Annotated in this window: 12 protein-coding genes; 5 read left to right on the forward strand and 7 right to left on the reverse strand. The window is 65.6% G+C overall.

Translation table 11 applies throughout. The annotated features are described in order from the left end of the window. Positions 1 to 14: 14 nt before the first annotated feature. The 7 genes from Herbaro_RS08235 to Herbaro_RS08265 all read right to left on the reverse strand — a co-directional run bounded on the left by Herbaro_RS08235 (position 15) and on the right by Herbaro_RS08265 (position 10,653). Complete coding sequence (locus Herbaro_RS08235; RefSeq protein ID WP_275013989.1) at positions 15 to 1,742, reverse strand: NnrU family protein; 1,728 nt, start codon at positions 1,740 to 1,742, stop codon at positions 15 to 17. Next, the gene (locus Herbaro_RS08240) at positions 1,742 to 3,451 is read right to left on the reverse strand and encodes a molecular chaperone HscC (protein WP_275013336.1); all 1,710 of its coding nucleotides are present in this window, start codon (positions 3,449 to 3,451) and stop codon (positions 1,742 to 1,744) included. The genes Herbaro_RS08235 and Herbaro_RS08240 overlap by 1 nt, the downstream gene beginning before the upstream one ends. Before the next feature lie 59 nt (positions 3,452 to 3,510). Beyond that, positions 3,511 to 5,511 carry a DNA topoisomerase IV subunit B gene (locus tag Herbaro_RS08245; protein WP_275013337.1) on the reverse strand — a complete coding sequence of 667 codons (2,001 nt, stop codon included), beginning with the start codon at positions 5,509 to 5,511 and terminating at the stop codon, positions 3,511 to 3,513. 246 nt (positions 5,512 to 5,757) lie between these two features. Continuing rightward, complete coding sequence (locus tag Herbaro_RS08250) at positions 5,758 to 7,110, reverse strand: amidase (RefSeq protein ID WP_275013338.1); 1,353 nt, start codon at positions 7,108 to 7,110, stop codon at positions 5,758 to 5,760. A gap of 209 nt (positions 7,111 to 7,319) precedes the next feature. Next, the gene (locus tag Herbaro_RS08255; protein ID WP_275013339.1) at positions 7,320 to 7,997 is read right to left on the reverse strand and encodes a DUF2848 domain-containing protein; all 678 of its coding nucleotides are present in this window, start codon (positions 7,995 to 7,997) and stop codon (positions 7,320 to 7,322) included. Between the two features lie 69 nt (positions 7,998 to 8,066). After that, positions 8,067 to 9,380 (reverse strand): MFS transporter, encoded by a 1,314-nt coding sequence (locus tag Herbaro_RS08260; RefSeq protein WP_275013340.1) that lies wholly within the window; start codon positions 9,378 to 9,380, stop codon positions 8,067 to 8,069. A gap of 307 nt (positions 9,381 to 9,687) precedes the next feature. Then, the gene (locus Herbaro_RS08265; RefSeq protein ID WP_275013341.1) at positions 9,688 to 10,653 is read right to left on the reverse strand and encodes a LysR family transcriptional regulator; all 966 of its coding nucleotides are present in this window, start codon (positions 10,651 to 10,653) and stop codon (positions 9,688 to 9,690) included. 372 nt (positions 10,654 to 11,025) lie between these two features. Here Herbaro_RS08265 and Herbaro_RS08270 point away from each other — a divergent pair, with 372 nt between their 5' ends. The 5 genes from Herbaro_RS08270 (at position 11,026) to gsiC (ending at position 17,574) form a co-directional block, all read left to right on the forward strand. Beyond that, entirely contained in the window at positions 11,026 to 11,979 is a 954-nt protein-coding gene (locus Herbaro_RS08270) for a MurR/RpiR family transcriptional regulator (protein WP_275013342.1), read from the forward strand. Then, entirely contained in the window at positions 11,976 to 12,965 is a 990-nt protein-coding gene (locus tag Herbaro_RS08275; RefSeq protein ID WP_275013343.1) for an isoaspartyl peptidase/L-asparaginase family protein, read from the forward strand. The genes Herbaro_RS08270 and Herbaro_RS08275 overlap by 4 nt, the downstream gene beginning before the upstream one ends. A gap of 24 nt (positions 12,966 to 12,989) precedes the next feature. Next, positions 12,990 to 14,861 (forward strand): dipeptide ABC transporter ATP-binding protein, encoded by a 1,872-nt coding sequence (locus Herbaro_RS08280; RefSeq protein WP_275013344.1) that lies wholly within the window; start codon positions 12,990 to 12,992, stop codon positions 14,859 to 14,861. Between the two features lie 89 nt (positions 14,862 to 14,950). Further along, positions 14,951 to 16,522: a glutathione ABC transporter substrate-binding protein GsiB gene (gene gsiB, locus Herbaro_RS08285; RefSeq protein WP_275013345.1), complete on the forward strand. Its 1,572-nt coding sequence runs from the start codon at positions 14,951 to 14,953 to the stop codon at positions 16,520 to 16,522. A 131-nt stretch (positions 16,523 to 16,653) separates the two neighbouring features. Next, positions 16,654 to 17,574, forward strand: coding sequence for a glutathione ABC transporter permease GsiC (gsiC, locus tag Herbaro_RS08290; protein ID WP_275013346.1), 921 nt, complete (start codon positions 16,654 to 16,656; stop codon positions 17,572 to 17,574). Positions 17,575 to 17,588: the final 14 nt, after the last annotated feature.

Raw genomic sequence — 17,588 nt, forward strand, 5'->3', positions numbered from 1 at the left:
GTTCAGCATCGCTGCTACAAAAATTTTCCTTTGCTGACTGTCATTGTCAGCATGTTGACAATGGTGAATCCCATGGCGGTAAGCAGCATGGTAGCCGGAATCAGCAAGCCCGCCATTTCACCCGCGACGAATACGGCGACAAACTTGCTGGCGGTAAAGTAAGTGAACACGCAAAGATACGGCAACGTACGCGACCCGCTATAGATGTTGGACAGCAGCAATCCAGCCACGGCGAGGATCCAGCAGCATATGGTCCAGGTCACCGGGGCCTGGTACGAAAAGTTCGCGCTTCCCGCCAGCGTCAGTGCGCCGAGTGCCAGCCAGGTCACGCGCCATTTGAGCAAATGCTTGAATTCGGGATCCAGTTGCTGGTAAATACGGTCTCCGCCAGCGACCACCAGCAGTGCCCAAGGGAGGAACATTGGGCCAAAGCAGGCGGAGTCGCCGGAAAAGAGCAGCATCATGGCGATGAAGATACCCAGGGCCAGCATCATGTGCAGCCCCTCGAAGAAGGCGGCGCAGGCGAAGATGGCGTACAGGCCCAGCACCGACAAGGCCAGGCAAACCGGCAGCATCCATGCCGAGGGTTGTGGCGTAAGCAGGATCGGCAAGCTCAGCAACGCCGCCAGGATGATCCATCCTAACTGTCCCTTGTGGGTTTCGCGCAGGGCGATCAGCCGTGGGGCGATTTGCGGTTTGCCGAACACCAGAAGCACCGCGACGCCCAGGCACAGCAGTTGACCCAGGATCCATATTCCCGGGTAGTAGCGGCCTTTGCCGACGGCGGCCAGTAGAGGCACGTCCGCGCCGGTATGACTGGCCGACGCCATCAGCATGAGGGAAAGCAGCACCCCGGCGAAGCACGACACCCCCAGATGGATCGTCTGCAGCCGGCGTGCGGCGAGTTTTTCTTCCCACCACGCGACGACGTCCTGATTGAGCTTGTAGGCGATGGTTTCCGGAACGTTCCAGCGCAGGTGCTGGATCAGTTGCCCCATCTCGTCGCTGAATTTTCGTTGGTGCAGCCGCAATGGAAACCGTGGATGGGTGGCCGCCAGCAGCGCCTGCGCGGCAGGCGTGCGCATGGCGAGCAGATGCTGGTACATGCGCTCGGCCCGGATTCTGGAAATGATCTGGCCGGCCAGGCCAACGCGGGCGCGATGCAGATGGCTGGCATCCTCTTCCCAGCGATAGAACTGGGCCAGTCCTTCGCGCAGGTCGGTGTCGGCGTCGGCCTGGGCGCAGTAGTTGGCGGCCTCGATCTCGAAGGCGCCGGCGAAATCCAGGTTGTGAAAGTCTTCCGTGCCGGTGAAGGCCTCGATCACCTTCGGCAGGCTGTAGTGCAGGCTCTTGTTATGAGCGCGGACATAGGCGCCGAGAAAATCATGCCAGCTCTGTTCCGGTGTTCGCGAGGCGACGAAGGATGCCGTCGGCGCGGCTGGCTCGGCCACGGGGGCGATCGTCCGCGCCGCGACCGTCGGCTCGATTGCCGGCGCGACCAGGGTTTCGGGCGCGGCCGGCGTCGCTGTATCAGGGGTGTCGGCATCTTGCTGGGCGATGGCGTGTTGCACCAGGGCCAGCGCCGTGTCATAGGCTTGCCGCAATTTCTGGAAGCCATCGGCATCGTCCTCGGGACGCGTTGCCTTCAGCCGGCTGGCATAGGCGCGCTTGACGGCGCGTGTGTCGTCGGTGGGAGCGATATCCAGCGTGTCCCAGACCCACTTGTTCCATTCGGCGTACATCAAAGCACGCTCTCCTGTTCGAACTGGTCCAGCAGCTCGCTGAGATGCACATGGGCCTTGCGGATCTGGTGGCTGTCCTGGGTTTCCAGGGTGGCCTGGTACCCGCTCACCATGTGCGACAGGATCTGCCGGCGTTCGCCCAGCGACTGCTCGTAGATGCGATCGGCGCGCGCCAGCAGCGTGCGCGTTTGCAACTGGTCGCGCGGATGTATCTTCAGCTCGGCCAGTTCGGCCAGGCGCCGCTGGACTTCCTGCTGCGACATCACGCCCGGCGCTTCCAGGATAACCAGCTTGCGTACGTCATCGGTGCCGAGCACCTTGACTTCCACTTCAAGGATGCCGTTGACGTCGTAGGTGAAGCGGATGTCGAGCGAAACCTCGCCGGCCTTGCGTTTGGGTACGGGAATGTTGATATGTCCCAGGCGGATGTTGTCGGCCGCCATGCGCGACTCGCCCTGGAAGATATGGACGTCGACCTCCGCCTGGTTGTCGAGGATGGTGGAGACGTTGTTCACGCGCGAAGCCGGGATGACGGTATTGCGCTCGATGATGGGCAGGTAGTGCCCGTGGCTGTATTGGGTGGGGCCGATGCGCTGCGAGGTGGCGATGCCCAGCGAATAGGGGGCGACGTCGGTGAGCACGATCTCGTCGAGCGCTGCGTCGCGCATCTTCAGGCCGGCCTGCACCGCCGCGCCCAGCACCACTACTTCGTCAGGATTGACCGAGATGTCGGGGAAACGGCCGAACATGCGCGACACCAGCTTGCGCACCAGCGGCATGCGCGTGGAGCCGCCGGCCAGCACGACCTTGTCCAGCTCCTGAGCGCGGATGCGCGCATCGCGCATGGCGCGCTCGACCGGTTGGCGCAAGCGCGTCAACAACGATTCAGCTTGCCGCGCCAAGTGCTCTTCGTCCAGCTCGCAGGTGTATTCCTGTTCGCCGTACTGGATGCGCAGGATAGTGGAGGTCTGGTCCGACAGCGCGCGCTTGCCGCGTTCCATTTCATTACGTAGTTTGCGTGCCTGCTGCGCTCCCAGCGGTGCATCACCCAGCTTGGCGCCAAGGCCGCTGCGAGCCAGAAAGTCGACCGCCATGAGCTGCAGAAAATCCTCGCCTCCGAGGAAGTTGTCGCCAGCGGTTGCGCGCACTTCCATCACGCCGTCGAATAGTTCGAGGATGGAAACGTCAAAAGTGCCGCCGCCCAGGTCGAAGATCAGGAATTTGCTTTCAGGCAGGGCCTGGTGCATGCCGAACGCCAGCGCCGCCGCAGTGGGCTCGTTGAGCAAGCGATCGACCTTCATGCCCGCCAACTGGCCGGCGTGGCGGGTGGCCTTGCGTTGCGCGTCGCTGAAATAGGCAGGCACCGTGATCACCGCTTCGGTCACAGCATGTCCCAGATGCGTCTCGGCATCGGCCTTGAGGGCACGCAGCACGATGGACGACAATTCTTCCGGACGAAAGCTTTGCTTGCCCATCGGAATGCGCTTGTCGCTACCCATATATCGCTTGAACAGCGAGGCCGTCATCTCCGGATGCGTTTGCAGCCGTTCTTGCGCGGCGCGGCCGACCAGGATCGTGCCGTCGTCATCGACGCCGACGCATGAGGGCGTCAGGTGTTCACCCAGTGCATTGGGAATAATTTCCGCCTTGCCGTCGCGCCACACGGCGACAAGGCTGTTGGTGGTGCCCAAATCGATGGCGATGATCATGCTGCCGACCCCGGTATTGTTGTTTTAACGTGCAGTTGCAGGTAGTGCTGGCGAACGGATCAGATGTCCGCCTCGGCCTCGTTGCCGTGCTCTTCGATCCACGCGCGGCGCGAGGCGGCTTCGCCCTTGCCCATCAGCATGTTGAAGCGCTGTTCCGAGGTCTCGACGCCGGGTTCGCCGAAGCCGATCGGCAGCAGGCGGCGGGTGTCGGGATTCATGGTGGTTTCCCACAACTGCTCGGCGTTCATCTCGCCCAGGCCCTTGAAGCGGGAGATGCTCCAGGCGCCTTCCTTGAGGCCGTCCTTGCGCAGCTTGTCTTCGATGGCTTCGAGCTCGCCGTCGTCCAGCGCGTACAGCTTCTGCACCGGCTTCTTGCCGCGCGCCGGGGCGTCCACGCGGTACAGCGGCGGGCGCGCCACGCAGATGTTGCCGCTCTCGATCAGCTTGGGGAAGTGCTTGAAGAACAGCGTCAGCAGCAGCACCTGGATGTGGGAGCCGTCCACGTCCGCATCCGAGAGGATGCAGATCTTGCCGTAGCGCAGGCCGGAGAGGTCCGGCGTGTCGTTCATGCCGTGCGGGTCGACGCCGATGGCCACCGCGATGTCGTGGATCTCGTTGTTGGCGAACAGGCGGTCGCGCTCGGTTTCCCAGGCGTTCAGGACCTTGCCGCGCAGCGGCAGGATGGCCTGGAACTCCTTGTCGCGGCCCATCTTGGCGGAGCCGCCGGCGGAGTCGCCCTCGACCAGGAAGAGTTCGTTGCGCGAGATGTCCGAGGATTCGCAATCGGTCAGCTTGCCCGGCAGCACGGCCACGCCGGAGGATTTTTTCTTCTCCACCTTCTGCGCCGAGCGCAGGCGGCTCTGGGCCTGCTTGATCACCAGCTCGGCCAGCTTCTTGCCGTAGTCGACGTGATGGTTCAGCCACAGTTCCAGCGCCGGGCGCGAGTAGCCGGCGACCAGGCGCACGGCGTCGCGCGAGTTCAGGCGCTCCTTGATCTGGCCCTGGAATTGCGGATCGAGCACCTTGGCCGAGAGCACGAAGGAGACGCGCGCGAACACGTCCTCGGCCAGCAGCTTGACGCCCTTGGGCAGCAGCGAGTGCATCTCGGCGAAGCTCTTCACGGCCGAGAACAAACCTTCGCGCAGGCCCGATTCATGGGTGCCGCCGTTGGAGGTGGGGATCAGGTTGACGTAGGACTCGCGCACCACTGCGCCTTCCTCGGTCCAGGCCACCACCCAGGAGGCGCCTTCGCCTTCGGCGAAACCTTCGGCATCCTTGCCGGCGAACTGTTCGCCTTCGAACAGCGGGATCAGGGTCTCGCCGTTGCCGGTCTGGGCCAGCTGCTCCATCAGGTAGCCGCGCAGGCCCTGGTCGTATTGCCAGGTCTGGGTGTCGCCGGTCTTGGCATTGGTCAGCGTGACCTTCACGCCCGGCAGCAGCACCGCCTTGGAGCGCAGCAGGCGCTGCAGCTCGCCCAGCGGGATCGCCGGCGAGTCGAAATACTTGGAGTCCGGCCAGACGGTGACGCGGGTGCCCGACTTCTTGTCGTCGCGCGCCGCGGGGCGCGACTTCAGCTGCTCGATGACATCGCCGCCGGAGAAGGCCAGCGTATGCACGCCGTTGCCCTGTTCATCCTTGCGCCACACCATGATCTCCAGCCGCGTGGCCAGGGCGTTGGTGACCGAGACGCCGACGCCGTGCAGGCCGCCCGAGAAGGCATAGGCGCCGCCCGAGCCTTTGTCGAACTTGCCGCCGGCGTGCAGGCGGGTAAATACGATTTCGACGGTGGGCACTCCCTCTTCAGGGTGCAGGCCGACCGGGATGCCGCGGCCGTCGTCCTCGACCGCGATGCTGCCGTCCGCGTTCAGGGTGACGTTGATGCTCTTGCCATAACCGCCCAGCGCCTCGTCGGAGGCGTTGTCGATGACTTCCTGGATGATGTGCAGCGGGTTTTCCGTCCGGGTGTACATGCCCGGGCGCTGCTTGACCGGCTCCAGGCCCTTGAGGACGCGGATCGATGATTCACTGTAATCGGACAGGGATGTTTTCTTGGTTGCCATGCAGTTGATTGGTCGTGGCGGATGCTTGCCGGATGAATTCTAGGGATTGCGCGGGCGCCGCGGGAGGCCGGGAGACCGGGCCGCCTTTGCGTCGACAAAGCGCATTCTAATGAAAATTCCGCAGCGCAGGAGATTGCTGTCGCGGAATGTTGCCGCTGAATCAACTTTGGCGGAGGCCGCAAATGAAAAAGGCTTGCCTTTCGGCAAGCCTTTCCTGTCCCGGGCGGGCGGTGCAGGCGCCGCGCGTCAGCCGGCCAGCAAGCCTTCCACCGCCAGCGCGATGGACAGCAGGCGGCGGTCGTTGCCGCCTGGCGCGGCCAGCGACAGGCCGACCGGTGCCTCGCCCGGCCGGTGGCAGGGCAGGGAGACCGCGCAGCCGTCCAGGAAGTTGATCAGGGTCGGGTTGCGCAGGATGGCGCCGTTGGCGCCGTAGTAGGCCTCGTCGCTGGCCAGCAGGTCGGCGATCTTCGGCGCCACTACCGGCACGGTCGGCATCACCAGGGCGTCGAAGCCGTCCAGCTGGGCCTCGGTATTGGCGATCCAGGCGCGTCGCGCGTGGATCACGTCGAGCAGGTCGGCCGCGCCCATCTCCTTGCCGCGCAGGATGCGCGAGACCACGCGCTGGTCGTAGCCGTCCTTGTTCTCGGCGATCAGCTCGCGATGCCAGGCGTAGGCCTCGGCGGCGGTGAAGCCGCCCTTGGCGTTGATGGCCGCCAGTTCGCCGAAGGCCGGCACGGCCTTCTCGACGACCACCGCGCCGGCCGCCGACAGCTTGGCCAGCGCCGCGCGGTAGGCCGCGCCGACCTGCTCGTCCATGCCGTCCAGCACCACGTTGGTCGGCGCCAGCAGGCGCAGGCCGCGCAGCGTGTGGGGAATGGGCGCGGCGTAGTCGTCGCCGGACAGCACCGCGTCCATGATGGCGCAGCACTCGACCGAGGCGGCCAGCGGGCCGATCGAATCCAGGTATTCCGACAGCGGCAGCACGCCTTGCATCGATACGCGTGAGGCGGTCGGCTTGAAGCCGGTCAGGCCGTTGAAGGCCGAGGGGATGCGCACCGAGCCGCCGGTATCGGAGCCGACGGCGGCGAAGGCCATGCCGTCGGTTACCGAGATCGCCGCGCCGGAGGACGAGCCGCCGGGGATACGGCCGCCGTCCGCCTCGCGCTGCCAGGCGTTCTTGGGCGTGCCGTAGTGCGGGTTGATGCCCAGGCCCGAGTAGGCGAACTCGGTCATGTTGGTCTTGCCGATCACCACCGCGCCGGCGTTGATCAGCTTTTGCACCGCAGCCGCGTTGGCGCGGGCCGCCGGCTTGCCGCGCAACACCACGGAACCGGCCGTGGTGGTCTCGCCGGCGACGTCGAACAGGTCCTTGACCGACACCGGCAGGCCGTCGATGGGCGAGCGGCGCAGCCCGGCCGCGCGCAGCGCGTCGGAGGCCCGGGCGGCGGCGCGCGCCTGGTCGGCGTAGACGCTGGTGAAGACGCGCGCGCCTTCGCCGTTGGCATCGGCGATCCTGGCCAGCGCCTGTTCGGTCAGTTCAACGGAGGTGGTGCGGCCGGCGTCGAGGTCGGCGGCGAGTTGGGAGAGTTTGGGGAACATGGTCGGTTCTGTCTCTGGTGTTGCGTGGATGGATGCGCAGGGCGAGGGGAGAGTATCGCATCAAACGGCGCTGCGTTTGGGTGACGCTTCAACGCCGCTGGGTCCCGGCCTGCGCCGGGACGACAGGCAAGGAATGGGCTCGAAGGACAGAAGGTTCAAACCACCACTTCAGTGTCGTCCCGGCGCAGGCCGGGACCCAGCGTCGTCCGTCATGCCATTTCGGGCAGCGATTCCGTCACATAGCTGTGACGCAGCGAACGATTGCGGCGTGGATCGAACAGTTCCATGGTGAACGACGCCGCGGGACGGATGCCGCCGATGGCGCCGACCGTGCCGCAGGTCATGCCGCAGCCCTCGGGCAGGATGGCCTGGCCGTCGGTGAAGCGTGCGATCAGGTCGGACGGCGTGCGCAGCGAGGCCAGCGGACCTTCCTGGTACAGCACGGTGGAACCGTTTTCTTCGATCCAGGAGCGGATCACCAGCTCGTCCCAGTAGTCGGCGACATCGGCCAGCTTCCAGGCGGAGGCGGCCACCGGCTTGATGCAGGCCTGCTTGGAGAAGGCCACGCTGTGGGCTTCGAGCTTGCGGTCGGTGTGGTCGGAGGCGATCGAGACATACAGTTCGCCGCCGGCGTTGAAGACGAAGGTCTCGACCTCGCCGGAGGATTCGCCGCCCAGCACCTGCACGTCGCGATCCTGCGACAGCTGGTTGGCGGACACACGGTAGAACAGCGGCACGGCGCTGGGGCGCGAGATGCCCAGAGCTTCCAGCTCTTCGATGTGGTGCTCGATGGCGGCCATGTCGCGGCCGGCCCAGCCGGCGATGACCAGGTTCTTCAGGTCGGCGTCGACGACGGTGTTGTCGGGGAGGGAGAAAGAGAGCTTCATGATGTTCACTTCACAACGATTGCGGGGGCAGGATCGCCGGAGCCGCCGAGCGGATCCGGCGAAAAAGGGTTACTGCTTCTTGACGAACACCACCACCAGGAAGCTGGCGAGGAATTCGAGCGCGGCCACGAAGTACAGGCCGGAGGAGAGCGAGCCGGTGCTGGTCTTCAACGCGCCGATCATGTACGGCGCCACGAAACCGGCCAGGTTGCCGATCGAGTTGATCAGCGCGATGCCGCCGGCGGCCGCAGTGCCGGCCAGGAAGGCGGCGGGGATCGACCAGAACACCGGGAACGCGGCCAGGATGCCGATGGCGGCCAGCGTCAGCGAGCACAGCGCGACGGCGGCGTTGCCCAGCGACAGGCCGGTGGCGATCAGGCCGATACAGGCGATCAGGGTGGCGATGGCGCTGTGCATGCGGCGCTCGCCGGTCTTGTCGGAGTGGATGCCGTTCCAGATCATGGCCAGCGTGCCGGCGATGAAGGGGATGGCCGAGATCAGGCCGATCTGCAGGTTGCCCTTGACGCCGATCTCCTTGATGATCGACGGCGCCCAGAAGGCGATGGTGGCGTTGCCGCTGACCACGCAGAAGTACACCGCGGCGCAGATCCACACGCGGTAGTTGGAACAGGCGTCCTTGAACGAGACATGCTTGCCCGGGGCGGTGTTCTCTGCGGCCAGCACGGCGGAGACGGCGTTCTTTTCCGCCTCCGAGAGCCACTTGGCGTTGGCCGGTTTTTCCGGCAGCCAGGCCAGCACGGCGAAGCCTGCCAGCAGCGACGGGATGCCTTCGATGATGAACAGCCACTGCCAGTTGGCCAGGTGGCCGACGCCTTCCATGCTGCTCATGATGAGCCCGGCGATCGGGCCGCCGACGGCGCCGGCGATGGCGAACGAGGTCATGAACAGGCCGTTGACGCGGGCGCGGCGCTGGGCGGGGAACCAGTAGGTCAGGTACAGCACCACGCCGGGGAAGAAGCCCGCCTCGAAGATCCCCAGCAGGAAGCGCAGGATGTAGAAGCTGGTCGGCGAGGTGACGTAGGCCATGGCCATCGAGGCCAGGCCCCACAGGATGGTGATGCGGGCCAGCGTCTTGCGCGCGCCGATCTTTTCCAGCAGCAGGTTGCTGGGCACTTCGAACAGGAAGTAGCCGATGAAGAAGATGCCGGCGCCCAGGCCGTAGACCGCTTCGGAGAACTGCAGGTCCTGCAGCATCTGCAGCTTGGCGAAGCCGACGTTGACGCGGTCGATCCAGGCCAGCACGAACAAGAACACCAGGAAGGGGATCAGCCGCCAGGCGATCTTGCGATAGGTGGCATCCATCTCGGATGCGCCGCCTGCCTTGGCGCCCGGATCGAGCGCGGCGGATGTGGAATAAGACATGAAACTACCTCCCTAAGTTGTTGAGCCCGGCCGGCTTGTCGCGGCGCGTGGGTGTCTGGATGTGTGGTTCGCTGGACGATGAGCGGATCCGGCTGTGCTCTTGTTGTTGCCCGGAGCTTGCCGTGAGGCATGCCGCGGGTGCCGGTCTTAAATTCAGTATGGGGATGGCGGAGGCGCGCTGTCCAACAAGAAAATATGAACAGGAACGATTGAAAAATCTTATGAGCAAAAGCGGGGCGCGCGATGCCGCATGATGGTGCCGCGCAGCATGGCGGCGGCGCCCGCGCGCGGGACGGAGATAAGGCCGTCAGGCCGGGCCGCTGTCGCCGGCGGCGGGTTTGCCCGCGGCCAGCGGCGAGGGCAGGCGGGCGATCTCGTGTCCCCAATTGAGTGCGAAATCCGAGGCGGTCTGCTGTGCGATGCGGGCCACGGTCTCGGTCAGCGGATTCTCATGGTCCGAGCGGAAGCAGGCGATCAGCGCCAGCGCGGGAAACTCGGTATCGACCCGCAGCACGTGCAAGGTCTCTTCGTTGAGCTCGCGCTGGATGATGGCCGGCGGCACCGCTGCGATGCCGAAGCCGTCGGTCGCCAGCCGGATCATGGTGGCCACCGAGGCGATGCAGTTGACGTGCAGGTTGCCGCGCTCGCTGCCCGAGAACAGCCGCTCGATCACCGCATGCGGCCCCGAGTTGCGCGCAAAGCTGATCACCGGGAAGGCGGCCAGGTCCGACATGGAGAGCGTCTCGCTGCCGATGTCGAGCTTGGGGCTGCCGACCCAGCGCATCGGGAATTCGCACAGCGCGATATTGCTCACCTGCGGGCCAATCACCGGCTCGGCCTGCAGCACCAGGTCGAGGTTGCCCTTGCTGAATTGCTCGTGCAGGTGGATGGTGGTGTCGCTGGCGATCTCGATCTGCAGGCGCGGGAAGGTCTTGTGCAGGCGGCCCAGGAAATCCGGGAACCAGCTGTGGACGATGGACTCGATCACGCCGATGCGGATCACGCCGGCGTAGACCTGCTTGTCGGACATGTCGTCCTTCATCTCGCGCATCAGCTTGACCATGCGCTCGGCGTACACCAGCGCCTTGCTGCCGTCGGCGGTCAGCGCCACCTCGCGCGCGCTGCGGTCGAACAGGCGCACGCCGAAGTCCTGCTCAAGCGAGGCGATGCGGCTGGAGACCGCGGCCTGGGTGGTATGCAGGCGCTCGGCGGTGAGCCGGAAGTTGCGCAGCTTGGCCAGCCAGACGAAGGTTTCGAGGAAGCGGATGTTCATGGCGGATGGCGCGGGCGCAGGGCAAAGTAAGAAGCGAGGGACGAACGGATGCAACGATGTCGCGCGGTCCGATGGCGGGGCGGCGCGAAGGAGCGTATTTTAGCCGCAGAGCAGGCGCGCGAGAGCCTGTCATTTTTGGTGCGCTGCGATAAAAATGAATCCGATAACAGTGCATGCGCGGCGCTTTCGCGCGTGCTTCTGGTGCGTCATATCGATATTTGGATTTTGAAAGTATTTTTTCTTTACTCGAAAATAAAATGAAAATATATTTACATTTTTTGAGATCGGCGCAGGCGTTTTTTTCCTGAAGCACGACGGCAAAAGCTGCCGCAAGGCAACGATATAAAACATTTCATGGGGCAGGCAGACGGGATGCAACAGGCGAAGAACATATCGCTGCAAGGCGCGGGAGCGGTGGCGCATGCCGTGGGAAAGCTGTATCCGCAGCTCTCCAAGTCGCACCGCAAGACCGCCGACTACGTGCTGGGCAACCCTTTTCGCGCCGCCACGATGACCATCGACGAGCTCTCCGAGGCGGCCGGCATCTCGGTGGCCACGGCCAACCGTTTCGCGCATGCGCTGGGCTTCGACGGCTACGCCTCGTTCCGCGCGGCGCTGGTGTCGGACTTCGCCACCACGCTGGCGCCGGTGGAAAAGCTGCGCGACGAGGTGCAGCGCCCGGCCACCAGCGCCGAGACCATGGCCGCCGCCTTCGAGAACGACATCCGCAACATCGAGGCCACGCGCCGCATGCTCACGCCCGAGCATTGCGACCAGGCGGTGGACCTGATCCTGTCGGCCGAACGCATCTTCATCACCGGCTTCGGCGCCTCGGCCTACCTGGCCGGGCTGATGGCGCACGCGCTGGAGCCCTACGTGCGCACCGTGTCGTCGGTGGCGCTGGCGGGCGGCCCGTCGCAGGCCGGCCGCCAGTTCTTCAAGCTCGACAGCCGCGACCTCGTGATCCCGATGGTGTTTCCGCGCTATGCGGCCGACACCGTGTGGCTGACCCAGCGCGCGGTGGAGAAGGGGGCGAAGATCCTGGCCATCACCGACACTCCCGGTTCGCCGCTGGTGCCGCTGGCCGACGTCACCATTTACGCCCAGACCGAGCGCGCGCTGTCGCCGACCTCGGACGCGGCCGCGCTGATCCTGATCCAGGCGCTGTGCGACGCCGTTGCGCACCGCGCCCGCCGCTCGGTGCAGGCCGCCTCGCAAATGGCCGAGTTCGTGCTGCCCTGGCTCTACCTGCCGCAGCAGCAACAGCGCCCGGCAACGAATCCGGCGGGCAAGCCCGCCAAGAACAAAGGAAAGATCAAAGCATGACGACTCCGGTAATCGCCATCCATGGCGGCGCGGGCACCATCTCGCGCAGTTCGCTGACAGCCGAGGAAGAGGCGCGCTACCACCAGGCGCTGTCGGCCATCGTGTCCGCCGGACAGGCCGTGCTCAACGCCGGCGGCTCGGCGCTGGACGCCGTCACCGAGGCCGTGCGCCTGCTGGAGGACTGCCCGCTGTTCAATGCCGGCCACGGCGCGGTCTACACCAGCGAGGGCAAGCATGAGCTGGACGCCTGCGTGATGAACGGCGCCGACCTGGAGGCCGGATCGGTGGCCTGCGTCACCAACGTGCGCAACCCGGTGCTGGCCGCGCGCGCGGTGATGGAAAAGAGCGAGCATGTGCTGCTGGTCGGCCCGGCCGCCGAGGCCTTCGCCGCCGGCAACGGCGTGCAGACCGTCGGCCCCGACTACTTCCATACCGACGCCCGCCACCAGCAATGGCAGCGCGTGCGCGGGCAATCGAAGGCGATGCTGGACCATGACGCCGCTTCCTTCGCCTTCGCGCACAAGGATGCGCCGGCGGAAAAGGCCCCCATCGACCCCGACAACAAGTTCGGCACCGTCGGCGCCGTGGCGCTGGACAAGTTCGGCAACCTGGCCGCCGCCACCTCGACCGGCGGCATCACCAACAAGCAGCCCGGCCGCGTCGGCGATTCGCCGCTGGTGGGCGCCGGCTGCTATGCGGCCAACGCCACGGCCGCGGTGTCGGCCACCGGCACCGGCGAATCCTTCATGCGCGCCGTGGCCTGCTACGACGTGGCCGCGCGCATGGCCTATGCCGGCCGGTCGCTGGAACAGGCGGCGCACGAGGTGGTCTTCCAGTTGCTGCCGACGGTTAATGGCCGCGGTGGATTGATCGCAGTGGATGCCCGGGGCAACCTGGCGCTGCCCTTCAACACCGAAGGCATGTATCGTGCATATGGCCGCGGCGAGCTCGCGCCCGTGACCGAGATCTACGCGGACCCGGCCTGAGCGGCGCCGTCAGGAGAAACAGAGATGCAACAGCCACAACATTCCGCTCATCACCCGCGCGTGCTCGACGTCAGCGACCTGAGCGTGCGCTTCACCGGCGCCGAGCGCACGGTGGATGCGGTGCGCGGACTTTCCTTCCACGTCGGCCAGGGCGAGACCCTGGCCATCGTCGGCGAGTCCGGTTCGGGCAAGTCGGTGTCGTCGCTGGCCATCATGCGGCTGATCGAACACGGCGGCGGCAAGATCGTCGGCGGCGCCATGCGCTTCCAGCGCCGCAACGGCCAGGCGATCGACCTGGCGCAGGCCGACAACGCCACCATGCGCGGCATCCGCGGCAAGGAGATCGCGATGATCTTCCAGGAGCCGATGACTTCGCTGAACCCGGTCTTCACCGTCGGCGAGCAGATCGCCGAGTCGATCCGCCTGCACCAGGGCAAGAGCCGCGCCGCCGCGCAGGCCGAGGCGCTGCGCATGCTGGAGATGGTGCGCATCCCGGAAGCCAGACGCGTGCTGGGGCGCCATCCGCACCAGCTCTCCGGCGGCATGCGCCAGCGCGTGATGATCGCCATGGCCTTGTCGTGCAAGCCGTCGCTGCTGATCGCCGACGAACCGACTACGGCGCTGGACGTGACCATCCAGGCGCAGATCCTGCAGCTGGTCCGTTCGCTGCAGGAAGAGATGCAGATGGGCGTGATCTTCATCACCCATGACATGGGCGTGGTGGCCGAGGTGGCCGACCGCGTGGTGGTGATGCGCCGCGGCGAGAAGGTCGAGGAGAACGAGGTCAAGAGCATCTTCGCCGCGCCGGCCCATCCCTATACCCAGGCCCTGCTGGCAGCCGTGCCCCGGCTGGGCTCGATGCGCGGCACGGACCGCCCGCGCCGCTTCGGCATCGCCGCCGAGGCCGAGGCCCAGCCGCAGGCGATCGCCGCCGAGCTGCAAGGCCAGCAACAGATCGCGGAGCAGCGCCAGCCTATCCTCAAGGTGCGCGAGCTGACTACCCGCTTCGACGTCAAGAGCGGCATCTTCGGCCGCGTCAAGCAGCGCGTGCACGCGGTGGAGAAGGTCAGCTTCGACCTGTATTCGGGCGAGACGCTGGCCATCGTCGGCGAGTCCGGCTGCGGCAAGTCGACCACCGGCCGCTCGCTCCTGCGCCTGGTCGACATCGCCGGCGGCCGCGTCGAGTTCGGCGGGCGCGACCTGGCGCAACTGCCGCGCTCGGAGCTGCGCCAGCTGCGGCGCGACATCCAGTTCATTTTCCAGGACCCGTTCGCCTCGCTGGACCCGCGCATGACGGTCGGCTACTCCATCATGGAGCCGATGCTGGTGCACGGGGTCAAGGAAGGGGCGCAGGAGCGCGTGGACGCCTTGCTGACCCGCGTGGGCCTTACGCCCGAGCATGGCCAGCGCTACCCGCACGAATTCTCCGGCGGCCAGCGCCAGCGCATCTGCATCGCGCGCGCCCTGGCGCTGAACCCCAAGATCGTGATCGCCGACGAGTCGGTCTCGGCGCTGGATGTGTCGATCCAGGCGCAGATCGTCAACCTGATGCTGGACCTGCAGGCCGAGCTGGGCATTTCCTTCATCTTCATCTCGCACGACATGGCGGTGGTGGAGCGCATCAGCCACCGCGTGGCGGTGATGTACCTGGGCCAGATCGTGGAGATCGGGCCGCGCCGCGCCATCTTCGAGAATCCGCAGCATCCCTATACCCGCAAGCTGATGGCGGCGGTGCCGGTGGCCGATCCCACCTTGCGCCAGCCCGGCAAGAAGCTGATGACCGACGAGATTCCCAGCCCGATCCGGCTGGTGGGCGACGAGCCCAAGGTAGAGCCGTTGCATGAAGTCGCCCCCGGGCACTTCGTGGCCACCCATCGCATCTCCGGCGCTTTCTGAGCGGCGGAGAGGTTTTTTTGTTGTCAATGAAGTCCACCAAGCATCTCAACAAGCAGCATCAACCACGCTTCACTGATCAGGAGAGACAGATGTCCGCAATCGCAAAGAGCAAAGCCATGACCGCCGCCAAATGGCTGGCCATGGGCACCCTGGGCGCCGCCCTGCAATTCGGCGCCGCGAACGCCTTCGCCGCCAAGACGGCGACCGTGGCGGTGGCCTCCACCTTCACCACGATGGATCCGTACGACGCCAACGACACCCTGTCGCTGTCGGTGATGAAGTCGTTCTACCAGGGCCTGTACGGCTTCGACAAGGACATGAAGCTGATCCCGGTGCTGGCCGAAGGCTACCTGGTCAGCAAGGACGGCCTGGAGTACACCATCCGCCTCAAGCAGGGCGTGAAGTTCCACGATGGCACCGTGTTCAAGGCCGATGCCGTGAAGGCCGTGTTCGACCGCGTCACCAACCCGGACAACAAGTTGAAGCGCTACAACCTCTTCAACCGCATCGCCAAGACCGAAGCGCTCAACGACTACACCGTCAAGGTCACCCTGAAGGAGCCGTTCTCGGCCTTCATCAACGTGCTGGCCCACCCCTCGGCGGCGATGATTTCGCCGGCTGCGCTGAAGCAGTACGGCAACAAGGACATCGCCTTCCATCCGGTCGGCACCGGCCCGTTCAAGTTCGTCGAGTGGAAGCAGACCGACTACCTGAAGGTCGCCAAGTTCGACGGCTATTGGAAGCAGGGTTACCCGAAGGTCGACGAGATCCTGTGGAAGCCGGTGGTCGACAACAACTCGCGCTCGGCCATGATGCAGACCGGCGAGGCGCAGTTCACCTATCCGCTGCCGTATGAACAGGCCGACCTGCTCAAGGCCAAGAGCAACCTGGACGTGGTGGCCGGCCCCTCCATCATCCAGCGCTACATGTCGATGAACGTGCAGCAGAAGCCGTTCGACAACCTCAAGGTGCGCCAGGCGATCAACTACGCCATTAACAAGGAAGCGCTGGCCAAGGTCGCGTTCAACGGCTATGCCGTGCCGCAGGACGGCGTGCTGCCCCAGGGCGTGGACTACGCCTACAAGAGCGGCGCCTGGCCGTATGACGTGAAGAAGGCCAAGGCGTTGCTGGCCGAAGCCGGCTACCCGAACGGCTTCGAGACCGAGCTGTGGTCGGCCTACACCCACACCACCGCCATGAAGGTGATCCAGTTCCTGCAGCAGCAGCTGGCCCAGGTGGGCATCAAGGTCAAGATCCAGGCCCTGGAAGCCGGCCAGCGCGTGGAGCGCGTGGAAAGCTGGCAGGATCCGGCCACCGCGCCGATCCGCCTGTTCTATGTCGGCTGGTCGTCCTCGACCGGCGAAGCCGACTGGGGCCTGCGTCCGCTGCTGGCCTCGGAGTCCTTCCCGCCGCGCCTGTTCAACACTGCCTACTACAAGAGCGACAAGGTCGACGGCGATATCGCCAAGGCCCTGACCGTGTCCGACCGCAAGGAGAAGGAAGCGCTGTACAAGAGCGCCCAGCAGGAAATCTGGAAGGACGCCCCGTGGGCCTTCCTGGTGACCGAGAAGCTGCTGTACGCGCGCGCCAAGAGCCTCAAGGGCATCTACATCATGCCCGACCAGGCCTATGAGTTCGAGAACATCGAATTCGCCAAGTAATGCAGTGACGTGAGGCGGCGGCGCGCGATATGGCGCGCCGCCGTCGAGCGACGATTTCAATGGCGGGCAGGGCGAGCCCTTCCCGCCGGCAAGCGGCAACATCCAAGGTTTGGATACACCGGCGGAGCTTCATGTTTTCCTATGTCATCAAACGCCTGTTAGGGCTGATTCCAACGCTGCTGCTGGTGGCGGTCCTGGTATTCCTGTTCATCCACCTGCTGCCGGGCGATCCGGCGCGGCTTGCGGCCGGCCCCGAGGCCGACGAGAAGACGGTGGCGCTGGTGCGCGCCGACCTCGGCCTGGACAAGCCGCTGCCCGAGCAGTTCGTGAACTTCTTCATCAACGCCGCCCAGGGCGACTTCGGCCGCTCGATCCGCACCAAGCGCCCGGTGGCCGAGGAGATCGGCGCGCGCTTCTGGCCCACGTTGTGGCTGACCCTGGTGGCGATGGTGTGGGCCGTATTGTTCGGCCTGGTCATTGGCATCTCCTCGGCGGTCTGGCGCAACCAATGGCCGGACCGGCTGGGCATGACGCTGGCGGTCTCGGGCATCTCGCTGCCGCCGTTCGCGCTGGGCATCCTGCTGATGCAGGTGTTCTCGGTGCAACTGGGCTGGCTGCCCACGGTGGGCGACGACACCTGGCGTCACTACATCCTGCCTTCGCTCACGTTGGGCGCGGCGGTGGCGGCGGTGATGGCGCGCTTCACCCGCGCTTCCTTCATCGAGATCCTGCAGGAGGACTACGTGCGCACCGCGCGCGCCAAGGGCCTGACCGAGACCGTGGTGGTCATCAAGCACTGCCTGCGCAACGCGCTCATTCCGGTGGTCACCATGATGGGTTTGCAGTTCGGCTTCCTGCTGGGCGGTTCGATCCTGGTCGAGGTGGTGTTCAACTGGCCCGGCATGGGGCGCCTGCTGGTGGACGCGGTCGAGATGCGCGACTACCCCGTGATCCAGGCCGAGATCCTGCTGTTCTCGCTGGAATTCATTTTCATCAACCTGGTGGTGGACGTGCTGTATGCCGTGATCAACCCCAGCATCCGTTTCAAGTGAGGGGCACCGTGTCG

The sequence above is a fragment of the Herbaspirillum sp. WKF16 genome, from assembly GCF_028993615.1.
Lineage (GTDB): Bacteria > Pseudomonadota > Gammaproteobacteria > Burkholderiales > Burkholderiaceae_D > Herbaspirillum.

Excerpts from the sequence above, each read along its gene's own strand:
- gsiB (WP_275013345.1), top strand. The coding sequence starts at position 14,951 with ATGTCCGCAATCGCAAAGAGCAAAGCCATGACCGCCGCCAAATGGCTG.
- Herbaro_RS08235 (WP_275013989.1), bottom strand. The coding sequence starts at position 1,742 with ATGTACGCCGAATGGAACAAGTGGGTCTGGGACACGCTGGATATCGCT.
- Herbaro_RS08275 (WP_275013343.1), top strand. The coding sequence starts at position 11,976 with ATGACGACTCCGGTAATCGCCATCCATGGCGGCGCGGGCACCATCTCG.
- Herbaro_RS08280 (WP_275013344.1), top strand. The coding sequence starts at position 12,990 with ATGCAACAGCCACAACATTCCGCTCATCACCCGCGCGTGCTCGACGTC.
- Herbaro_RS08250 (WP_275013338.1), bottom strand. The coding sequence starts at position 7,110 with ATGTTCCCCAAACTCTCCCAACTCGCCGCCGACCTCGACGCCGGCCGC.
- Herbaro_RS08245 (WP_275013337.1), bottom strand. The coding sequence starts at position 5,511 with ATGGCAACCAAGAAAACATCCCTGTCCGATTACAGTGAATCATCGATC.
- Herbaro_RS08265 (WP_275013341.1), bottom strand. The coding sequence starts at position 10,653 with ATGAACATCCGCTTCCTCGAAACCTTCGTCTGGCTGGCCAAGCTGCGC.
- Herbaro_RS08240 (WP_275013336.1), bottom strand. The coding sequence starts at position 3,451 with ATGATCATCGCCATCGATTTGGGCACCACCAACAGCCTTGTCGCCGTG.
- Herbaro_RS08255 (WP_275013339.1), bottom strand. The coding sequence starts at position 7,997 with ATGAAGCTCTCTTTCTCCCTCCCCGACAACACCGTCGTCGACGCCGAC.
- gsiC (WP_275013346.1), top strand. The coding sequence starts at position 16,654 with ATGTTTTCCTATGTCATCAAACGCCTGTTAGGGCTGATTCCAACGCTG.
- Herbaro_RS08260 (WP_275013340.1), bottom strand. The coding sequence starts at position 9,380 with ATGTCTTATTCCACATCCGCCGCGCTCGATCCGGGCGCCAAGGCAGGC.
- Herbaro_RS08270 (WP_275013342.1), top strand. The coding sequence starts at position 11,026 with ATGCAACAGGCGAAGAACATATCGCTGCAAGGCGCGGGAGCGGTGGCG.